Source organism: Paraburkholderia sp. WS6, assembly GCF_030464835.1.
Lineage (GTDB): Bacteria > Pseudomonadota > Gammaproteobacteria > Burkholderiales > Burkholderiaceae > Paraburkholderia > Paraburkholderia madseniana.
In genome coordinates, this window is the sequence record NZ_JALQCK010000006.1 from 193047 (window position 1) to 208807 (window position 15761).

Annotated in this window: 16 protein-coding genes; 10 read left to right on the top strand and 6 right to left on the bottom strand. The window is 62.1% G+C overall.

Annotated features, from left to right (window positions below; all coding sequences use genetic code 11):
• Nucleotides 1-183: 183 nt before the first annotated feature.
• Together M0D64_RS09995 and M0D64_RS10000 are read left to right on the top strand one after the other, a co-directional pair.
• Nucleotides 184-459 carry a hypothetical protein gene (locus M0D64_RS09995; RefSeq protein ID WP_266257487.1) on the top strand — a complete coding sequence of 92 codons (276 nt, stop codon included), beginning with the start codon at nt 184-186 and terminating at the stop codon, nt 457-459.
• 266 nt (nt 460-725) lie between these two features.
• On the top strand, nt 726-998 hold the full coding sequence (locus M0D64_RS10000; RefSeq protein WP_266257488.1) for a hypothetical protein: 273 nt from the start codon (nt 726-728) through the stop codon (nt 996-998).
• A gap of 184 nt (nt 999-1182) precedes the next feature.
• On the opposite strand, the gene M0D64_RS10005 is transcribed toward M0D64_RS10000, so the two are convergent.
• Complete coding sequence (locus M0D64_RS10005; protein WP_266257489.1) at nt 1183-1902, bottom strand: glycosyltransferase; 720 nt, start codon at nt 1900-1902, stop codon at nt 1183-1185.
• A 486-nt stretch (nt 1903-2388) separates the two neighbouring features.
• Here M0D64_RS10005 and M0D64_RS10010 point away from each other — a divergent pair, with 486 nt between their 5' ends.
• A complete protein-coding gene (locus tag M0D64_RS10010; RefSeq protein ID WP_266257490.1) occupies nt 2389-3297 on the top strand; it encodes a transglutaminase family protein in 909 nt (302 codons plus the stop codon).
• Nucleotides 3298-3411: 114 nt separating this feature from the next.
• Complete coding sequence (locus tag M0D64_RS10015) at nt 3412-4215, top strand: transglutaminase family protein (protein ID WP_154562199.1); 804 nt, start codon at nt 3412-3414, stop codon at nt 4213-4215.
• An 86-nt stretch (nt 4216-4301) separates the two neighbouring features.
• Here the strand turns inward: M0D64_RS10015 and M0D64_RS10020 are convergent, their stop codons facing one another.
• From M0D64_RS10020 to M0D64_RS10030, 3 genes are all read right to left on the bottom strand, one after another.
• Complete coding sequence (locus tag M0D64_RS10020) at nt 4302-5510, bottom strand: MFS transporter (protein ID WP_266257492.1); 1209 nt, start codon at nt 5508-5510, stop codon at nt 4302-4304.
• Nucleotides 5511-5571: 61 nt separating this feature from the next.
• Nucleotides 5572-6048: a VOC family protein gene (locus M0D64_RS10025; RefSeq protein ID WP_266257493.1), complete on the bottom strand. Its 477-nt coding sequence runs from the start codon at nt 6046-6048 to the stop codon at nt 5572-5574.
• 149 nt (nt 6049-6197) lie between these two features.
• On the bottom strand, nt 6198-7859 hold the full coding sequence (locus M0D64_RS10030) for an SH3 domain-containing C40 family peptidase (RefSeq protein WP_266257495.1): 1662 nt from the start codon (nt 7857-7859) through the stop codon (nt 6198-6200).
• Nucleotides 7860-8108: 249 nt separating this feature from the next.
• Between M0D64_RS10030 and M0D64_RS10035 the strand changes: the two genes are divergently transcribed.
• From M0D64_RS10035 to M0D64_RS10055, 5 genes are all read left to right on the top strand, one after another.
• A complete protein-coding gene (locus M0D64_RS10035; RefSeq protein WP_266257496.1) occupies nt 8109-8531 on the top strand; it encodes a molybdopterin-binding protein in 423 nt (140 codons plus the stop codon).
• A gap of 177 nt (nt 8532-8708) precedes the next feature.
• A complete protein-coding gene (locus tag M0D64_RS10040) occupies nt 8709-9209 on the top strand; it encodes a GAF domain-containing protein (RefSeq protein WP_266257497.1) in 501 nt (166 codons plus the stop codon).
• A gap of 172 nt (nt 9210-9381) precedes the next feature.
• Nucleotides 9382-10458: an aromatic ring-hydroxylating dioxygenase subunit alpha gene (locus M0D64_RS10045; RefSeq protein WP_266257498.1), complete on the top strand. Its 1077-nt coding sequence runs from the start codon at nt 9382-9384 to the stop codon at nt 10456-10458.
• A 49-nt stretch (nt 10459-10507) separates the two neighbouring features.
• The gene (locus M0D64_RS10050) at nt 10508-10675 is read left to right on the top strand and encodes a rubredoxin (protein WP_093639504.1); all 168 of its coding nucleotides are present in this window, start codon (nt 10508-10510) and stop codon (nt 10673-10675) included.
• The gene (locus M0D64_RS10055) at nt 10672-11862 is read left to right on the top strand and encodes an NAD(P)/FAD-dependent oxidoreductase (protein WP_266257499.1); all 1191 of its coding nucleotides are present in this window, start codon (nt 10672-10674) and stop codon (nt 11860-11862) included. The genes M0D64_RS10050 and M0D64_RS10055 overlap by 4 nt, the downstream gene beginning before the upstream one ends.
• A gap of 159 nt (nt 11863-12021) precedes the next feature.
• Here M0D64_RS10055 and M0D64_RS10060 read toward each other — a convergent pair whose 3' ends face one another.
• Nucleotides 12022-12942, bottom strand: coding sequence for a LysR family transcriptional regulator (locus M0D64_RS10060; protein WP_266257501.1), 921 nt, complete (start codon nt 12940-12942; stop codon nt 12022-12024).
• A gap of 432 nt (nt 12943-13374) precedes the next feature.
• Between M0D64_RS10060 and M0D64_RS10065 the strand changes: the two genes are divergently transcribed.
• Nucleotides 13375-15084 carry a bifunctional diguanylate cyclase/phosphodiesterase gene (locus tag M0D64_RS10065; RefSeq protein ID WP_266239407.1) on the top strand — a complete coding sequence of 570 codons (1710 nt, stop codon included), beginning with the start codon at nt 13375-13377 and terminating at the stop codon, nt 15082-15084.
• Between the two features lie 163 nt (nt 15085-15247).
• Here the strand turns inward: M0D64_RS10065 and M0D64_RS10070 are convergent, their stop codons facing one another.
• Nucleotides 15248-15757: a phasin family protein gene (locus M0D64_RS10070; RefSeq protein ID WP_266257502.1), complete on the bottom strand. Its 510-nt coding sequence runs from the start codon at nt 15755-15757 to the stop codon at nt 15248-15250.
• Nucleotides 15758-15761: the final 4 nt, after the last annotated feature.

Genomic DNA, 15761 nt, shown 5'->3' on the forward strand with positions numbered 1-15761 from the left:
CGCTGTGCTTCACTGATTCTCGTTTTCTTCGGCGCGAAGCCGTGGCAGAGCCGATGCCTTTGCGGCGCACGCGCGCAACGTGCGTTTGTGCACTTCGATCGCTCACCCAATGGGCGGCAAGCGTGGCGTCGCGCTGTGCAAACAGCCGGCGTTTGCTGATTATCAAACTTGCAGAGGTCGTTGATGACTAAGTTTCCGCCATGTTCTGTCGTAGTAACTTACGACGAAGATCGTCAATGGTTGATTGTGCAATCTGTTTCACGGGCTAGGGTGGCCCAAGTTCTGGCTGGAGAACTCGAAGTGCCGGTCCTGCTGGACGAATTCGATTTCAGGATTGACGACGAATTCGCGCGTCGGCTCGGAGTCGCAATGCTCAATGCGATCGCGCTGGGTCAGCCTGAAATCAAGCAATACATGACTGTTACGCCGGACCCAATCGACAGGTCATCGGATGAGTAGCAAGCGCAAGTTGAGTGGCGTTACCGACTAACGTTTTGTTGTTGCCCTGAAAGGCGGAATGGGGCCGAGGCCAGAAGAAGTTCGAATGCCTCTTTGTCACACCGTCTGGCTGCGCGCGGCCGGAGAGTTCTAATGCGAATGCTTCGTGCAGTATGAAGCTCAAATCGTTATTTGCAATGTGATCGCTTTTCGGGCGAGCAGCAAGCGGGAAGCCCCACTGTTTAAGCAGAGGGTATTCAAAATCTATTAAGAGTGCAGAGGCCCTGATGGCTAAACATCCGCCGTATTCCGTGGTTCTGACCTACAACGAAGATCTGCAGCAGCTAATTGTGCATACCATTGATCCAAACAGACTTGCCCCGCTCGTTGCAGGGAGAATGGGCGTGGTGATGGCTGATGAACAAGATTTCAAACTGGACGACGAATTTGCGCGGCAGCTTGGAGTTGGAATGCTCAATGCGATCGCGCTGGGTCAGCCTGAAATCAAGAAATATATGACGTTCACAGAAGAACCGATCGACAAGTCGTCGGAAGAGTAACAACCAGAGGATAAGTGCCACCCGACCGACGTTTGGTCATGGCCCCGAGGGAACGGAAGCGGCGCCGCTGATGCTCGAAGGCGAAGTGCAAGCGTCCCCTACCACAACCGTCCGGCGGCACCCAAGCCCGTGCCTGCCGGATGTCTGGCAGTTTCCCGGAATAACTGAAGCAGCACGACGGTCACTACCGGCCGGGTGCTTCGCCCATCGCCTTATATTGCGCGTAACTAAACATCTGAAAATACTGGCTACCCGGCAGTTTCGCAATGACCTTTGAGTCGTCGGGGGGAATTTCGCCGAACATCTCGTAGTGAAATGCGAGCGTGCTCACGTAGTTGACGGTTGGCGCGATTGAGTGGACTCGCGTGTAGCCACCGGTTTGCACGGCGTTCCAGAATACCCTGTCGCCGCTGATGCTTTCGCGCACGTCCTTGAATAGCCATGCCGCGCATGCAGGAAAGGCGGAGCGCGCAAGGAAATAACAGTTGGTGTCGTTGAAATCGACGCCGTTGGATTCTTTGCAGATGCCGAGCATACGGCCGTCGGCAGTGAAAATCGTTCGAGTCGCCGTGACTACCTGTGCACCCGTTTCCTCGGCAATCCTGCGCATCGTTTCGACATGGTTTGGCGCATACCAGTTGTCGGCGTCAAGAAAACAGATCGCATCAAATCCATTCGCGGCCGCGCAAGCGGCACCTACACCGCGAGGTGTATCCCCGTAGTCGGCGTGATTGGGAATCTTGATGTGGACCACACCTTTCCAGCTATCAACCTCGGAGGCAGGGAATCCATCGGCGACCATAAAGTGGGTCACGTTACCTGCTTGCGCAAGAACGCTTTCATGACATCGTCGTAAGACGTGACGTGGCTCTTTATAGTAGGCGCTAATGACGGCGACTCGCATGAAGGCTGTTTGTCGGATTGGTCGAATGGCGGATTATATCTATCGGCAACCCGCACCAAACTATCTCAATTATGTAGGTCAGTTCTTCTGTGAGGGAACGGTGGTTTCCTCACGCCGCAGCGTGTGGGGAATGGATCGTTGCGGGAGTGCAGGGGACGGAATTTCCTCCGCGCGTCGCCCGCAAAGCCTTGTACGGAGGGGTATCGCCTCATTTGGGGACGGTTTTCGCCCAAATTCGCGAACAGATTCTGTTGATAACTTCCGCGAGCGCGCCACCTCCGCCCAAATGAGTGATTTCAACCAATATGGCGGGTGTATGCTCAAAGCGAAAGCTTGTCGATGACAGCACCTCACCACGCCGAACCTTGGTCGTGGCTCTTTCAGAATCAAACCGTGCCGGGCGCCCAGCGCCTGCTGCGGCAGCGGGTTTTACCAGCGTGAACGTGATGCTCAGGACGAATCCAGTTGCATCCATCGGCCTGTCAGATGACTGAGCCACAGCGTTTCACGGTGCGTCATGTCAGCGTCTACCGGTACTCGGAACCCGTGCGGTTCGGCGAACACCGGATGATGTTCCGCCCACGCGCCAGCCACGACCTGCGGCTCGTCACGAACCGGTTGGTGATTACGCCGACGCCGTCGCGGCTGCACTGGCTGCATGACGTGTTCGACAACTCCGTGGCGGTGGCGAGTTTCACGGGCAAGGCGAGCGAATTGCGCTTCGACAGCGAAGCGACGCTCGAACACTTCGAAACGCCCATGCCTGACTACGCGCTCGAGCCGTACGCGGTGAACTGGCCGTTCGCGTACACCAACGAGGAAGCGTCCGATCTCGTGAACGCGCGCAGCCGCCAGTATCCGGACCGCGATGTCGACGAATGGGCTCGGCGCTTCGTTCCCGTGCCGGGCAGCGGCGGCGCGAGCGGCAAGAGCGGCACCGGCGGCACGATGGCGTTGCTGCGTGCGATGACACTCGACATAAAAAGCACGTTTTTCTATGTGCGGCGCACGGAGAAGGGCGTGCACCGTCCTGGCGACACCTTGCGCAACCGCAGCGGCAGTTGCCGCGATTTCGCCGTGCTGATGATGGATGCGGTGCGCTCGCTCGGCCTCGCGGCGCGCTTTGTGAGCGGTTATCTGTTCGTGCCCGACGTGCCCGAGCACGATGCGGTGCAAGGCGGCGGTGCGACGCATGCATGGCTGCAAATCTATCTGCCGGGCGCCGGCTGGGTCGATTTCGACCCGACCAATAGCATCGTCGGCAATCGCCATCTGATTCGGGTGGCGGTGGCGTGGAACTACTACCAGGCGTTGCCGTTGTGGGGCACATGGCATGGCGCGCCGCATTCGTTTCGCGGTTTGCAGGTCGATGTGAGCGTGACCGAAGGAAAGTGAGGGGTGAGCCGGATGACTGGGCTTGCACAAATCGAACGTGTTAGCTGGGAGTGTCAACTCAGGTTGCTCACCGGGCGCGTCAACTGAATGTTTCAACTGGAAGAGGGCGTCGCGATGAAATTGCGCGTTGGCTACGAGCTGGTCTATGAGTGCGTGCAACCGACGCCGATGATGCTGATGTTGAACACGCACTATTCGCACGCGAAGGACGTGCTGAGTCCGGATTTGCTGGCGGTCAATCCGCCGGTGCCGATCAGCCAGTATCGTGACGGCTTCGGCAATCTGTGCAGCCGGATCGTGGCGCCACAGGGACTGATTGCGTTTTCGACAAGCGCGGTGCTCGAGGTGTCGTCCGAGCCTGAGCGGCGGCCGCCGCTGACCGAGCAGCATCCGGTAGAGGCGTTGCCTGACGATACGCTGGTGTTTCTGCTGGGCAGCCGGTATTGCGAAACTGATTTGCTATCCGAATTTGCGTGGCAGACGTTTGGCAAGATGCCGCTCGGGCGCGGGCGCGTGGATGCGATCTGCAACTACGTGCACGAGCACATTGTGTTTGGCTACGATTTCGCGCGGCCGACCAAGACCGCGTGGCAGGCGTGGCAGGAGAGGAAGGGCGTGTGCCGGGATTTCGCGCATCTGGCCGTGACGCTATGTCGGGCGATGAATATCCCCGCACGGTATTGCACGGGCTATATCAGCGATGTCGGCACGCCGCCGCCGTATGCGACGATGGATTTCGCCGCGTGGTTCGAAGCGTATGTGGGAGGCTGCTGGCAGACCTTCGATCCGCGGAACAATGTGCCGCGTACGGGGCGGGTTTTGATGGCGCGCGGGAGAGATGCCGCCGACGTCGCGATCAGCAATGCGTTTGGGGCGACGCAGTTAATGAAGTTCGATGTTGTCTGTGAGGCAATATAGGATTCATTCGCCTCCCGTGGCGGTTTTGTGCCGATGGCGCCGTGCGCAAAGCACGGGCAATTTCGGCCGACCAGGCGTGCGCGGCTTCATTCACCAAGCGCGAGCGCGCGCTTGCGTCGCAACAGCGCCGAGCCGAGCGACACCGCCACGCCGATGCAGCCCATCGCCACTGAAAGCGCCACGATCAGCAAGCCGGTCTGTGCGCGCGCCGAAAACACCCCGACCAGCAAACCGGCGAGTGGTTGCGTCATGTTGTTCAACAGGATCACCGCGCCGGTTGTCTTGCCGTAGTCCTCGGGCGGAATGATTTTCTGCCTTGCGCTGCGGATGTAGACATTGAACATCTTGTCGAAGCCGACAATCAGCAGGAAGCCGAGTGCATAGCCCCAGGGCGCCGCACTCGCGCCGGCGATCACGCCGCCGGCACAGATTGAAATGAACGCGACCCGGCCGAGTGTCTGCGCAGGCCAGGTGTTACGCGCGATCGTCAGGAGAATCAGCACCGTCGCCACGGCGCCTGCGGTTTGCAGGCCGGCATAGTAGCGGTTCGATTGCGCGTGAAAGCCGGTCACCATCGCAGCGGATGTCGCGAGCGTCACGCCGATCACCAGATTTTCGGCTGCGGCGAGCAGCACGACTTTTTTCAGGCCGGGCAGTACCAGCACATGGCGCAGCGCGATGCGCAGGGGCATCGTCCAGTGACCCGGCGCAGTGGGAGGTGGATCGCCGGCGCGGAAACCGCTGGTGTGTTGCCACAGCATCAGCGCCGCATCGGCAAGCAGAAACAGCACGCCGGTTGCGCCGACCACCCACTCCCAGCGCCACAAGCCGAGCAGCACTGCGGCTAGCATCGGGCCGAGTACAAAACCCAGTTGGTCGGCCAACTGCGAGTAGGCGAGGACACGCTGGAATTGCTGCGTACTGAAGATTTGCGGCAGCATCACTTCGCGTGCGACCAACCCCTGGCTTGTGAGTACACCGCACAATGCCGACAGCGCGATCAACCAGCCGATGCCGCCAAACAGCACATACGCCAGCACGCCGCCGAAACACACCAGTGCTCGCACGGTCTGGCTCACGCGCATCAGCTTGAGCGGCGAGATCCGGTCGCACAAGGCGCCGAAGAAGGGAAAGACCAGGTAACGCGGCAGGGTTTCGATAAAAAACGCGAGACCTGACCACGAGACCTGGTGCGTCGTCTGAAACACGACGAGTGGAACGAGGAACAGCAGGACCTGATCGGCGAGACGGGCGACAAACAGCGAGCAGAAGAAAGCCTGATGGTTGACGCGCACCGTTCATGTCCCGCCGTTTATGGGTCGAGACCGATCCTATCAAAGATAGAAGGGCCGCGGCTTATTGCGCGCCGCACCCCGCGCCTTGCATGCCTTCCTGAATCTGTTCCGGGGTCAGGTCGCGCTTGTGCGTGGCGAGCGACCAACTGTGGCCGAACGGGTCCTTCAACTGGCCGTAGCGGTCGCCCCAGAACATGTCGGCAAGCGGCATGGCGACGGTCGCGCCGGCCTCGACGGCCTGCTTGAAACTGGCGTCGACGTCTTCCACGTAGTAATGAATCGTGACCGGCGTGCCTTTCAGCGCGTTCGGGCCCAGCGCGTTGTGGTCGGGCCATTCGTCGGTCAGCATCAGCGTGGAGTCGCCGATCTTCAGGCTGGCGTGCATCACTTTGCCGCCCGGCCCGGGCAGGCGGTATTGCTCGACGGCGTTGAAAGCCTTGGTGTAGAACGCGATGGCTTCCGCGGCGTTGGCGCAAATCAGATACGGGGTAAGCGAGTGCATCCCGTCCGGGATCGGTTTGACAGCGGGGCTGGACATGACGGCGACTCCTTGAAGTAACAGGTTCGTGAGTTGAAAGACCGGCTGCGTGAGCCAGGCCTTCAACGTTACGACGAGCGCAGCACCGTTGAATCGACACTCCGGGAAAAATATTTTTTAAGCACACCCGTGCGGTGCGATACGGTGCCTCAGCCGGCCGGATTGTCGTCGTCCGGCGGCGCGGCGGGCGTGGAAGGTGTGGAAGGGGTCGAAGGCGTCGCCGCGCCACCGCCCGGCGCGCCGAGGATGCTGATCTGGAACGTCGGGGTCGCCGCAAGCGATTGCAAGGTCGCATCTTCCGGGATGTGCTCGAACAGCGGCAGGATCACCGAGCCGCCGATCACCGCGCGCCGGCTGTTGTCGGCCGGCCGCAAGCCCCACACGTCCTGGTAGACCACCGGCACCGCGCTGCCGTTGCGGGTCGTGTTGCCGATGTACAGCATCACATGGCCGCCGATGTAGATCAGCGTGCGTAACGGTTCACCATGCTGGGCGAGGTAGTCGAGCCGTTGCGCCGGCGTCGACGCGGACAGATCGATCATGCGTCCGGCGCTCATCTGCGTCGACGAATGGCGCGGCAGCCACACGCCGAACGCCGCGAAGATGCTTTGCAGCTCCGATGAACAGTCGTTGTACAGGCCGCTATTGCCCCAGCCGTACGGCCGGCCGATCAGCGTTTTCATCAGCATCGCCAGATGCCGCGGGGTGGCGGCGAGTGGCATCGGGGCGATCTGCGCATCGCTTAGTTGGGCGGTGCGGATGACCGCGTGGCCGTCCACATCGCGGACCGGGACGAGGAGCTTGCGGGCGGCCGGGGCGTCAGCGGCTTCGCTCGCGGGTTGATTTGCATGTGGTGCGGGCTGCGTCGCGTGGTCCGGGGCGAGCGGCAGCAGCGTGCCGGCGGGCGCGTCGAAGCGGAACACGCCGCGGCTGTCGCGCACCGGCGCCGAAGCGACTATTACGGCGCCCAGCGACTTCGCGGTGGCGGCGCGCCACGTGTCGACGAAGGTGTCGTCGGTCAGGCCGACGCCTTCTGTGCGCACCCAGCCTTGCACGTCGGGCGTCTGCACGTAGCGCCACGCGCCGTCGACGCTGCTGCCCAGCACATATAGCGGCGTGCCTGGACGTGCTGCGGAGATCTGCAGGTTGTCGAACGGATAGCCTTCGCCGGCGAGGTGGTGATCGTAGAACGACGGGTCCGTGGTAGGCAGTTCACGCACCATCAGGTTGCTGGTGGCGATCGCGCGGCGTTCGGGTTTGTAGACGGGCTCCTGCGTGAATTGGCCGACCTCCATGTTTTGCGCGATGGCGTCGATCCACGCCTTGTCGTGCGGACGGAAATTCTCGCCGTAGCCGAGCGCCGCGCCGCTCTTGCCGGTGTTGTCGAACTTGTCGATGCGGCGCTGCTGCAGCGCGACAATGTCCGCGCCTTGCTGGCGATAGACGCGCATCGCCACGTAAGCGGAATTCCATGGAGACGGCGCGGTCGTGCCGGTGCCGAAATAGCGTGCGTAGAGGGCGCTGAAGTGCGCCTGCTGATCCGCGGGGTTCAGGAACGGCCGGTCGTAGCCGGGGCTGTCCGGTTCTAGCCAGTGATCGACGTTCTGGTCGTAATTGGCGATCGGGAACAGCGCGACCGTGTCGACGCGCGCATGGGCATCGCGGGTCGGCGACGGATTGCTGCAGGCAGTGAAGGTAGCGGCGGCTGCGAGCGCGGCGCATAGCGTGGCGGCACGGCGGGCGTGCGGCAATTGGGCGGCCACGCGAGTGACCAAGCGTGCGGCAAAGCGGGGCAGGACGGCGACAGGCATGGAGTTCGACGGTGATGGTCCAAGGGCACGATGATACGGTGTCGCGCGACGGGCGGGGCATTGTGCGCTTGCGGCGCCATGAGTGTATTTACACAACGTTTATGTGGTTTCATTGAGGTTCGAATCGTCAATAGCGCCTGTGCCATACCGCACTTCACGCGCAAGCGGCCGCCCAGGCCGGGCGTTTCTTTATACTCGACACATCGCCTCGAAGCGTCTTTCACGAGGCTCCACAACCAGGAGAACAACATGCAAACCAGCGCACGCAATCAATTCGCCGGCGAAGTCGCCGAAGTCAAACACGGTGCCGTGAACGACGAAGTCACGTTGCGCACCCAGGACGGTCTTGAGATCATCGCGATCATCACGCACGGCAGCGCGACGTCGCTCGGCCTCGCTGCCGGCAAGAAGGCCTTTGCGCTGGTCAAGGCGTCGTCGGTGATCGTGATGGTCGACGTGGCGAAGAGCCAGGTGTCGGCACGCAATTGCATCGCCGGTACGGTGTCGGCGGTCACCAAGGGCGCGGTGAATTCGGAAGTGACCATCAGCGCGGGCGGCGCGCAGATCGCCGCGATCATCACCAATGAAAGCGTCGACCGCCTCGGCCTCGCGAGCGGTAAAGCGGCGACGGCGATCTTCAAGGCATCGAGCGTGATCATCGGCGTCGAATAACGATCGATGCATGGCGTTGTTCGCAGGCTTGGCGTCTGGACAACGCTGTCAGGTCGCACGTAGATCGAACGGAAAGAGGGCAGCATGCGCAGCGCGGCGTGCCGTGAAGGAAACGGCGGCTTGATTTAAACTGCACGCCTCGCTGTTCCTCTTTCCGCTTTCATTACGGACGCCGTCATGTTCGAAGTCTCCTCCGCCTCGCATCTCCCCAAGGCCGCGCAATACGAAGAACTGGTCGCCCAGGCGCGCGCGCTGCTCGCCGACGAAACCGACTGGATCGCCAATGCGGCGAATTTCTCCGCGTTCGTGTTCCATTCCCTGAGCGATCTGAACTGGGCCGGTTTCTACTTTTACGACGGCCGCGAACTGGTGGTCGGGCCCTTCCAGGGCAAGCCCGCTTGCGTGCGCATTGCGCTCGGCAAGGGCGTGTGCGGCACGGCGGCCCAAACCCGTCAGACGCAAGTGGTGCGCGACGTGCATGAATTCCCCGGTCATATCGCCTGCGATTCGGCGTCGCAATCGGAAATCGTCGTGCCGCTCGTCGCGCCGGACGGCACGTTGATCGGCGTGTGGGATGTCGACAGCCCGGTCGTCGCGCGCTTCGATGAAGAAGACGCGAAGGGCATGGAAGCACTGTGCGCGGTGTTTATCGAAGCCGCGCTGCCGCGCGCAGCCTAGGCGTTTCAGGCAGAGCTGATCCAGCGGTGCGGTGGCACCCTATGCTTTTTCATACATAGACTAGATGCATTTCAGGGGATGGGTCGGCGGACCTCATCCCGCTATCGTTCTCTCCACGCGCTCAAGAAAACACATGAGCGCGACGAACCCCCACCAGGTTTTGGAGACATGCATGAGTTCCGCCACCGCTACTGCCACCGCCGCCACCACCAGGCCGCTGACATTCCAACGTTCCCCCGCTTTACCCCGCCATTGCACCTTCGATAGCCACGACTGGGAGATTCTCAGCCGCTACTGGCATCCGGTGGCGTTCGCCGCCGACGTGACCGACAAACCCATCAGCGTGACGCTGCTCGACGAGCCTCTGGTCGTATTCCGCTCGAATGGCCAACTGGTGAGCGCGCGCGATATCTGTCCGCATCGCGGCGCGCCGCTCAGCCAGGGGTGGGTTGATAACGGCAATATCGTGTGCCCGTATCACGGCCTCGCGTACGGCAACGACGGCAAGTGCAAGCACATTCCGTCGCAAACGGATGGCCCGATTCCCGAGCGCTTGCATCTCGTCACGTATGCGACGCAGGAAGCTTACGGCCTCGTGTGGGTCTCGCTGGGTGGCGGCACCGAAGCATTGCCTACATTTCCCAACTGGGACGATCCCGACTTCCAGCAGATCCTGCCGCCCTCGATCGACATCAACGCTTCGGCGGGACGTCAGACCGAAGGCTTCATCGACGTCGCGCATTTCGCGTGGATTCACCACGACAGTTTTGCCGACCGGCACAACCCGGTGGTGCCGCAGTATTCGGTCGAGCGGCGCGAACGCGGCATGCACGCGGAGTACGTGAGCACGGTCAGCAACTTCCCGAAATCGATGCAGCATCGCGCGCCTGAGGGTTATCTGTGGCACCGCTTCTTCGACGTGGACGTGCCGTTCTTTGCGCGCCTGACCGTGCACTTTCCCGAAAACGGCCGCCTGTCGATCCTGAATGCCGCGAGCCCGGTGTCCGCGCGCAAGACGCGTCTGTTCGTGCCGATCGTGCGCAACTTCGATAAGGATTTGCCGCTCGAGGACGTCTACGCGTTCAACCGTCAGGTGTTCGAAGAAGATCGTGCGATCGTCGAACAGCAGCGCCCGGAAGATCTGCCGATCGACCGCGCAGCGGAAGCGCCGATTCTCGCCGACCGTTCGTCGGGTGCCTACCGTCGGGCGTTGGCCGAGATCGGCCTTGGCCAGGCCTATGTGCGTTAGTTCGCGGTGCAGGTTCGTGATGGGTGATTGGTGATTCGGGAGAGAAGCCATGAAAGTATGGGAATGCGTGATCTGCGGCTTTCGCTATGACGAAGCACTGGGTCTGCCGGAAGCGGGCATTGCGCCGGGCACGCGTTGGGAAGATGTACCGGACGACTGGTTGTGCCCGGACTGCGCGACCGGCAAGCACGACTTTGAAATGCAGGTGATCGCATGACGGCCGCTCAGCATGAGGACAAAGGACAGCCGGTGGTGATCGTCGGCACGGGCATGGCGGGCTATACGGTTGCGCGTGAATTGCGCAAGCTCGATAGCACGGTGCCGATCGTGATGATCAGCCGCGACGACGGCAGCTTCTATTCGAAGCCGATGTTGTCGAATGCACTGGCGATGAAGAAAGAGCCGCAGGCGTTGGCGAGTTTCGACGCCATGGCGATGGCGGCGCAGTTGGGCGCGTGGATTCGTGTCAATCAGCGTGTGGAGCGCATTTTGCCGGCCGAGCACACGCTGGTGGTCGACAATGCGTTGCTCGGCTACAGCAAGCTGGTGCTGGCCACGGGCGCGGACCCACGGCGCCTGAAAGTGGCGGGTGATGGCGCGGCCGACGTGATGTCGATCAACGACCTCGGCGATTACGCGCGCTTCAGGTTGGCGCTCACGCGTTGCCGCTCGGTGGCGATTCTGGGCGCGGGTCTGATCGGCTGCGAGTTTGCCAACGATCTGGCAGCCGCCGGTTATGCGGTCAGTCTGATCGATCCGGCTTCGACGCCGCTGGCGCGCTTGCTCCCGCAAGACGTGGGCGAGATTTTCGCCCGCGCGCTTGACGATGGCGGCATCCGTTTTCATCCTGGCCGCAGTGTGGATCGTATCGACCGCTTGTCGGACGGTTACCGGCTGACGTTCGCCGAAGGCGAGCCGATCGTCGCGGATCTGGTCGTGTCGGCAGTCGGCCTCGTGCCGCGTACGGCGTTGGCTGCTGCTGCGGGTCTTGAGATCGCTCAGGGCATTCGAACCGATGCGTGGTGCCGCACCAGTGCGCCGGATATCTACGCACTCGGCGACTGTGCCGCGATCGAAGGCAAGGTGCAGCCGTATGTCCTGCCGATCATGCACGCCGCACGAGCGCTCGCTCGCACCCTGGCCGGGCAGCCGACCCGCGTCGCCTTCCCGGTGATGCCGATTACCGTGAAGACGCCCGCGAGTCCCGCCGTCGTCGTGGCGCCCGAGGGCGAGGGCGCGTGGTCGATCGAAACCGCCGGCGACGCTGCGAAACACGCAGCGCGCGCCGTGTGCCGGCATGCAACCAGCGAGCGTCCGTTGGGCTTCGCCTTGCTCGGCGCGGCGATCGAGGGCAAGGCCGCCCTGATCAAGGCCATGACAGAGGGGCCAGTAGCGACTAGCTAACCCATAACAATCTTCCGTCTGACCGACCTTACTTTGTGATCGCTCGGTGTTTTAAGGGCCTGTCACCTGCAACACATCCGATGATCGCATTCGCGCCGCAAGCTCTGCTTGCGGCGTTTTTTTATCTGCTTGAAAGAAGTGCGTGCCGGCGGCAAACGCTTAGGAAACCAGATCTTTCGCGACGTTGGCGATCAGCCTGCGCAGCCAGATCGCGGCGACGCTGCGATGCGTGCGGTCGTGCCAGAGTTGATAGTAGGTGAGCGCCTGCGGCTCGCCGGGAATCGGCTCGATACGCAGCGGCAGCATCTTGGTGTAGTGCGTGGCGAGCGCACGCGTGGTGGTGAACAGCAGATTGGAACGCGCTAAAACGTAGGGCGCCATGCCGAAGTAGGGCAGCGTCGTAGTGACGGTGCGCGACAGGCCATTGCGCGCGAGTTCGACGTCGACCGTGCCCCACGACGTCGTGTTGTACGTCATCACGGCCAGATGTTCCGCTTCTTCGTAGACGGGCTTGCTAAGCCGCCCCGGCTTGACGGGGTGACCGTTGCGCATCAGGCACACCAGTTCGTCCTTGCACAGCGGCTGCAAATGCAGATGCTCTGGTGGCGTGCGCCAGTTGCCGATCACCAGATCGAGAAAGCCGCTTTCCAGGCCGTGTTCGTAGCCGCCGTCCACCATCATCAGATGCCTGAACTCGAGCTTCGCACCGGGCGCTTCGCGATGAAACGCGTCGACCACGGCGGGGACGAAGAACGCATCGAGATAATCCGGCGAGCCGATCCGAAAGGTCTGGCTGGTGGTGGCCGGATTGAACGACGTGGCGGGATGCAGAATGGCCGCGATATTGTTCAGCGCCTGCGCCGTGGGTTCGATCAGCGTGAGCGCGTGCGCGGTGAGAACCATCCGACTGCCGCTGCGCACCAGCAGCGGATCGCCGGTCATGTCGCGCAGTTTGCGCAGCGCCACGCTGACGGTCGGCTGCGATTGTCCGAGCAACGTTGCCGTGCGCGACACGCTCGATTCGGTCAGAAGCGTGTGCAGCACCTTGAGAAGGTGCGAATCGATGATTTCCTTGGACATGAAAAACGGGACCCTGTTTCGTGCGGATCCATGCAGTGGGGCAGCGGTTTTCTATCTAAGGATCGCGAGCGAAATATATCGACGGATATAACGATCGTCAATCCGGCGAAGCCCTGTGCGAAGGCGTCGAAGGCCGGTGCACGTTGAGTCATGGGACGCGGGGTATCCCGGTTATAGCGAGCGCTTTATGATGTACGCGATGACGGGCATGCCGCTGCCGGAATCGGGGAATACACCGAGGGAAACGATTGCGGCGAGGAACGTGCGGCCGGTGCGGTGGACCGGGCCAGGAAAGCCGCTATCATACGAACGTTACCCGGCGGATCGGACCGAAACTGCCGGGCTTGCCGGTTGCGCCGTGCGCGTCAGGAAGAACGCTCACCCGCTTTCCTCATTCGCTTTTAATACCCAGGAAAATCAAAGGCCGGCGCGATGCAAGCTCACCCCTACGCCGAAGCGCGCACACGCGACGCCGCGCTTGCGGCGGCGCCCTACGGCATGTTCATCTGCACGGCCGACGGCACGTTCGACTCCGTCAACGCAGCTCTCGAGAAGCTGACCGGCTTTACCGCCGAAGAATTGATCGGCCGGCGCACCTTTGAGTCCTTGCACGACCCGGCCGAACTCGCGAGGCGGCGCGCCGAATTGCCGCCGCTGTCGGCGCTAGGCTCGCGCTATGAAGGTGAATGGACCTACGTGCGGCGCAACGGCACCCCAATTCGCGTGGTGTTCGCGCTGGCGCCGCTCGCCGCCGAGCCGGCACATCCTGGCGGTGTAACCACGGGGCCCGCCCGCTATGTCGGCATTGCCATCGACATGACGCGCTACGCGCAGTCCGAGGCACGCCTGTGGTACGTCTCGCATCACGACGGCGTGACCCGCCTGCCTAATCAGACGCTTTTCACCGAACGCCTCGAGTTGACGATCGCGCGCTGTCAGCGCAGCGGCAGTGGCTTTACCGTGTTGATCGCCGAACTCGATCATTTGCGCAAGCTGCGCGATGCGCTCGGTTTGCATGCGGCCGAACTGGTGTTGCAGATCGTCGGCGAACGGCTGCGCGGTCTGTTCCCCCACGACGGTACGATCGCCTCGATCGGTGGCACGCAATTCGCGCTGCTGATCAATGAAACCGGTGCGGCGGCCGATGCTTTCGCGGCTGAGGCACTGGGCCGCATCGCCGAATCGATCGACTACGCGGGCACCGCGCTGAACATCACGGCGAGTATCGGCGTCGTCGCCTATCCTGCGGACGGCGCCGATGCACCGACACTGATGCGTCGCGCGGGCGTGGCGTTGTCGGCGGCATCGGCTGTCAACGGCAATGCGGTGCGGCGTTTTTCCACCGCGCTCGAAGGCCAGGCGGCGCGCCGCTTCGAACTGGAGACGATGCTGCGCGAAGCGCTCGAGCGTCAGCAACTGCATCTCGTGTATCAGCCACAGGTGACGCTTTCCAATGGCCGCATCGCGCAAGTGGAGACGCTGCTGCGCTGGAATCATCCGCAGCGTGGGTTGATCAGTCCGGTCGAGTTCGTGCCGATCGCTGAAGAGTCGGGCCTGATCGAGCAGATCGGCGAGTGGGTGATCCGTACCGCGTGCCGCGACGCCGGCAAATTGCTGCGGCTCACCGGCACCTTGCCACGGGTTGCGGTGAACGTGTCCCCTCAGCAGTTCCAGCGGCACAATCTGTTCGAGACGATCCGCGAGGCGCTCGAAGATGCCGCGCTCGACCCTTCGTACCTTGAATTGGAAATCACCGAGGGCGTGCTGCTGGGCGACACCGAACAGGCATTGCAGACGCTGCATGCGTTGCGCGAATTGGGCGTAGAAGTCGCGGTGGATGACTTCGGCACCGGCTATTCGAGTCTCGCTTATCTCACGCGCTTTCCGCTGAATCGCCTGAAAATCGATCGCTCGTTTGTGATGCGCATGAGTACCGATCCGCAGTGCGCGGCGCTCGTCGGCGCCATTATCGCCATGGCCCATGCGTTGAAGCTGCGGGTGACGGCCGAAGGTGTGGAGACGGCCGAACAGGCCGCGCAACTGGAAGCGCTCGGCTGTGACGAGGCACAAGGATTCTGGTTCTCGCGACCCATCACCATCGCGGCGTTGGGCAATTTGCTGAAGCCGTTGGGCACCGGTTGACGATCCGGTTGACGTCGGCAATCCCGCTGCCAACTTGAAGTCGCCATCCTGCAGGCGCCGCAGCGCGTCGTACTTCGCGCAAGACGCGTGTCGCCAAAGCTACCCGGACAAGAGAAAGGGGCCGATTGGCCCCTTTTCGTCTGCTCGCGTTACGACGCGAGACTTATTTTGCTGCTTCGTCTGCGGTGGTGATCGCTGTGCCGGCCATACCGGACGCACGCTTGATGCTGTCCTGCACCACATTGCTCGAATGAATCATCGAAGCCATCACGGATTGCATTGCCCCGAATGCGCTATCCGAGCTGAACGGCGTGGTTTGGCCGAAGCCCGAACCGAGTTGCGCCACGTTGGCGCCGAACTCTTCGCGCAGTGATTCACCTGCCTTGGTCAACGCCGCGGTGAATTGCGCGTCAATTTCCTTGACGTGCTGCGCGTACGACAAGGTGCGTTGAACCAGTTGCTGCTGCAAATCGGACACGCCGGCGAACGGCGCGGTGTTGAACTGGCCGGCCGACAATGCGCTCTTGCTTTCGGTGACGGTTGCCTTCAGTGCCGCGAGATTGAGCTCGCCGAGCTTTTGCAGACACGCCAGCCCATCGAGCTGCAGGTCGGTGAAGATGTTGAAAGTGCGTTGGCCGAAGGCGGCGCTATGTTCGATCGCGGGGCTGTGCATAAGT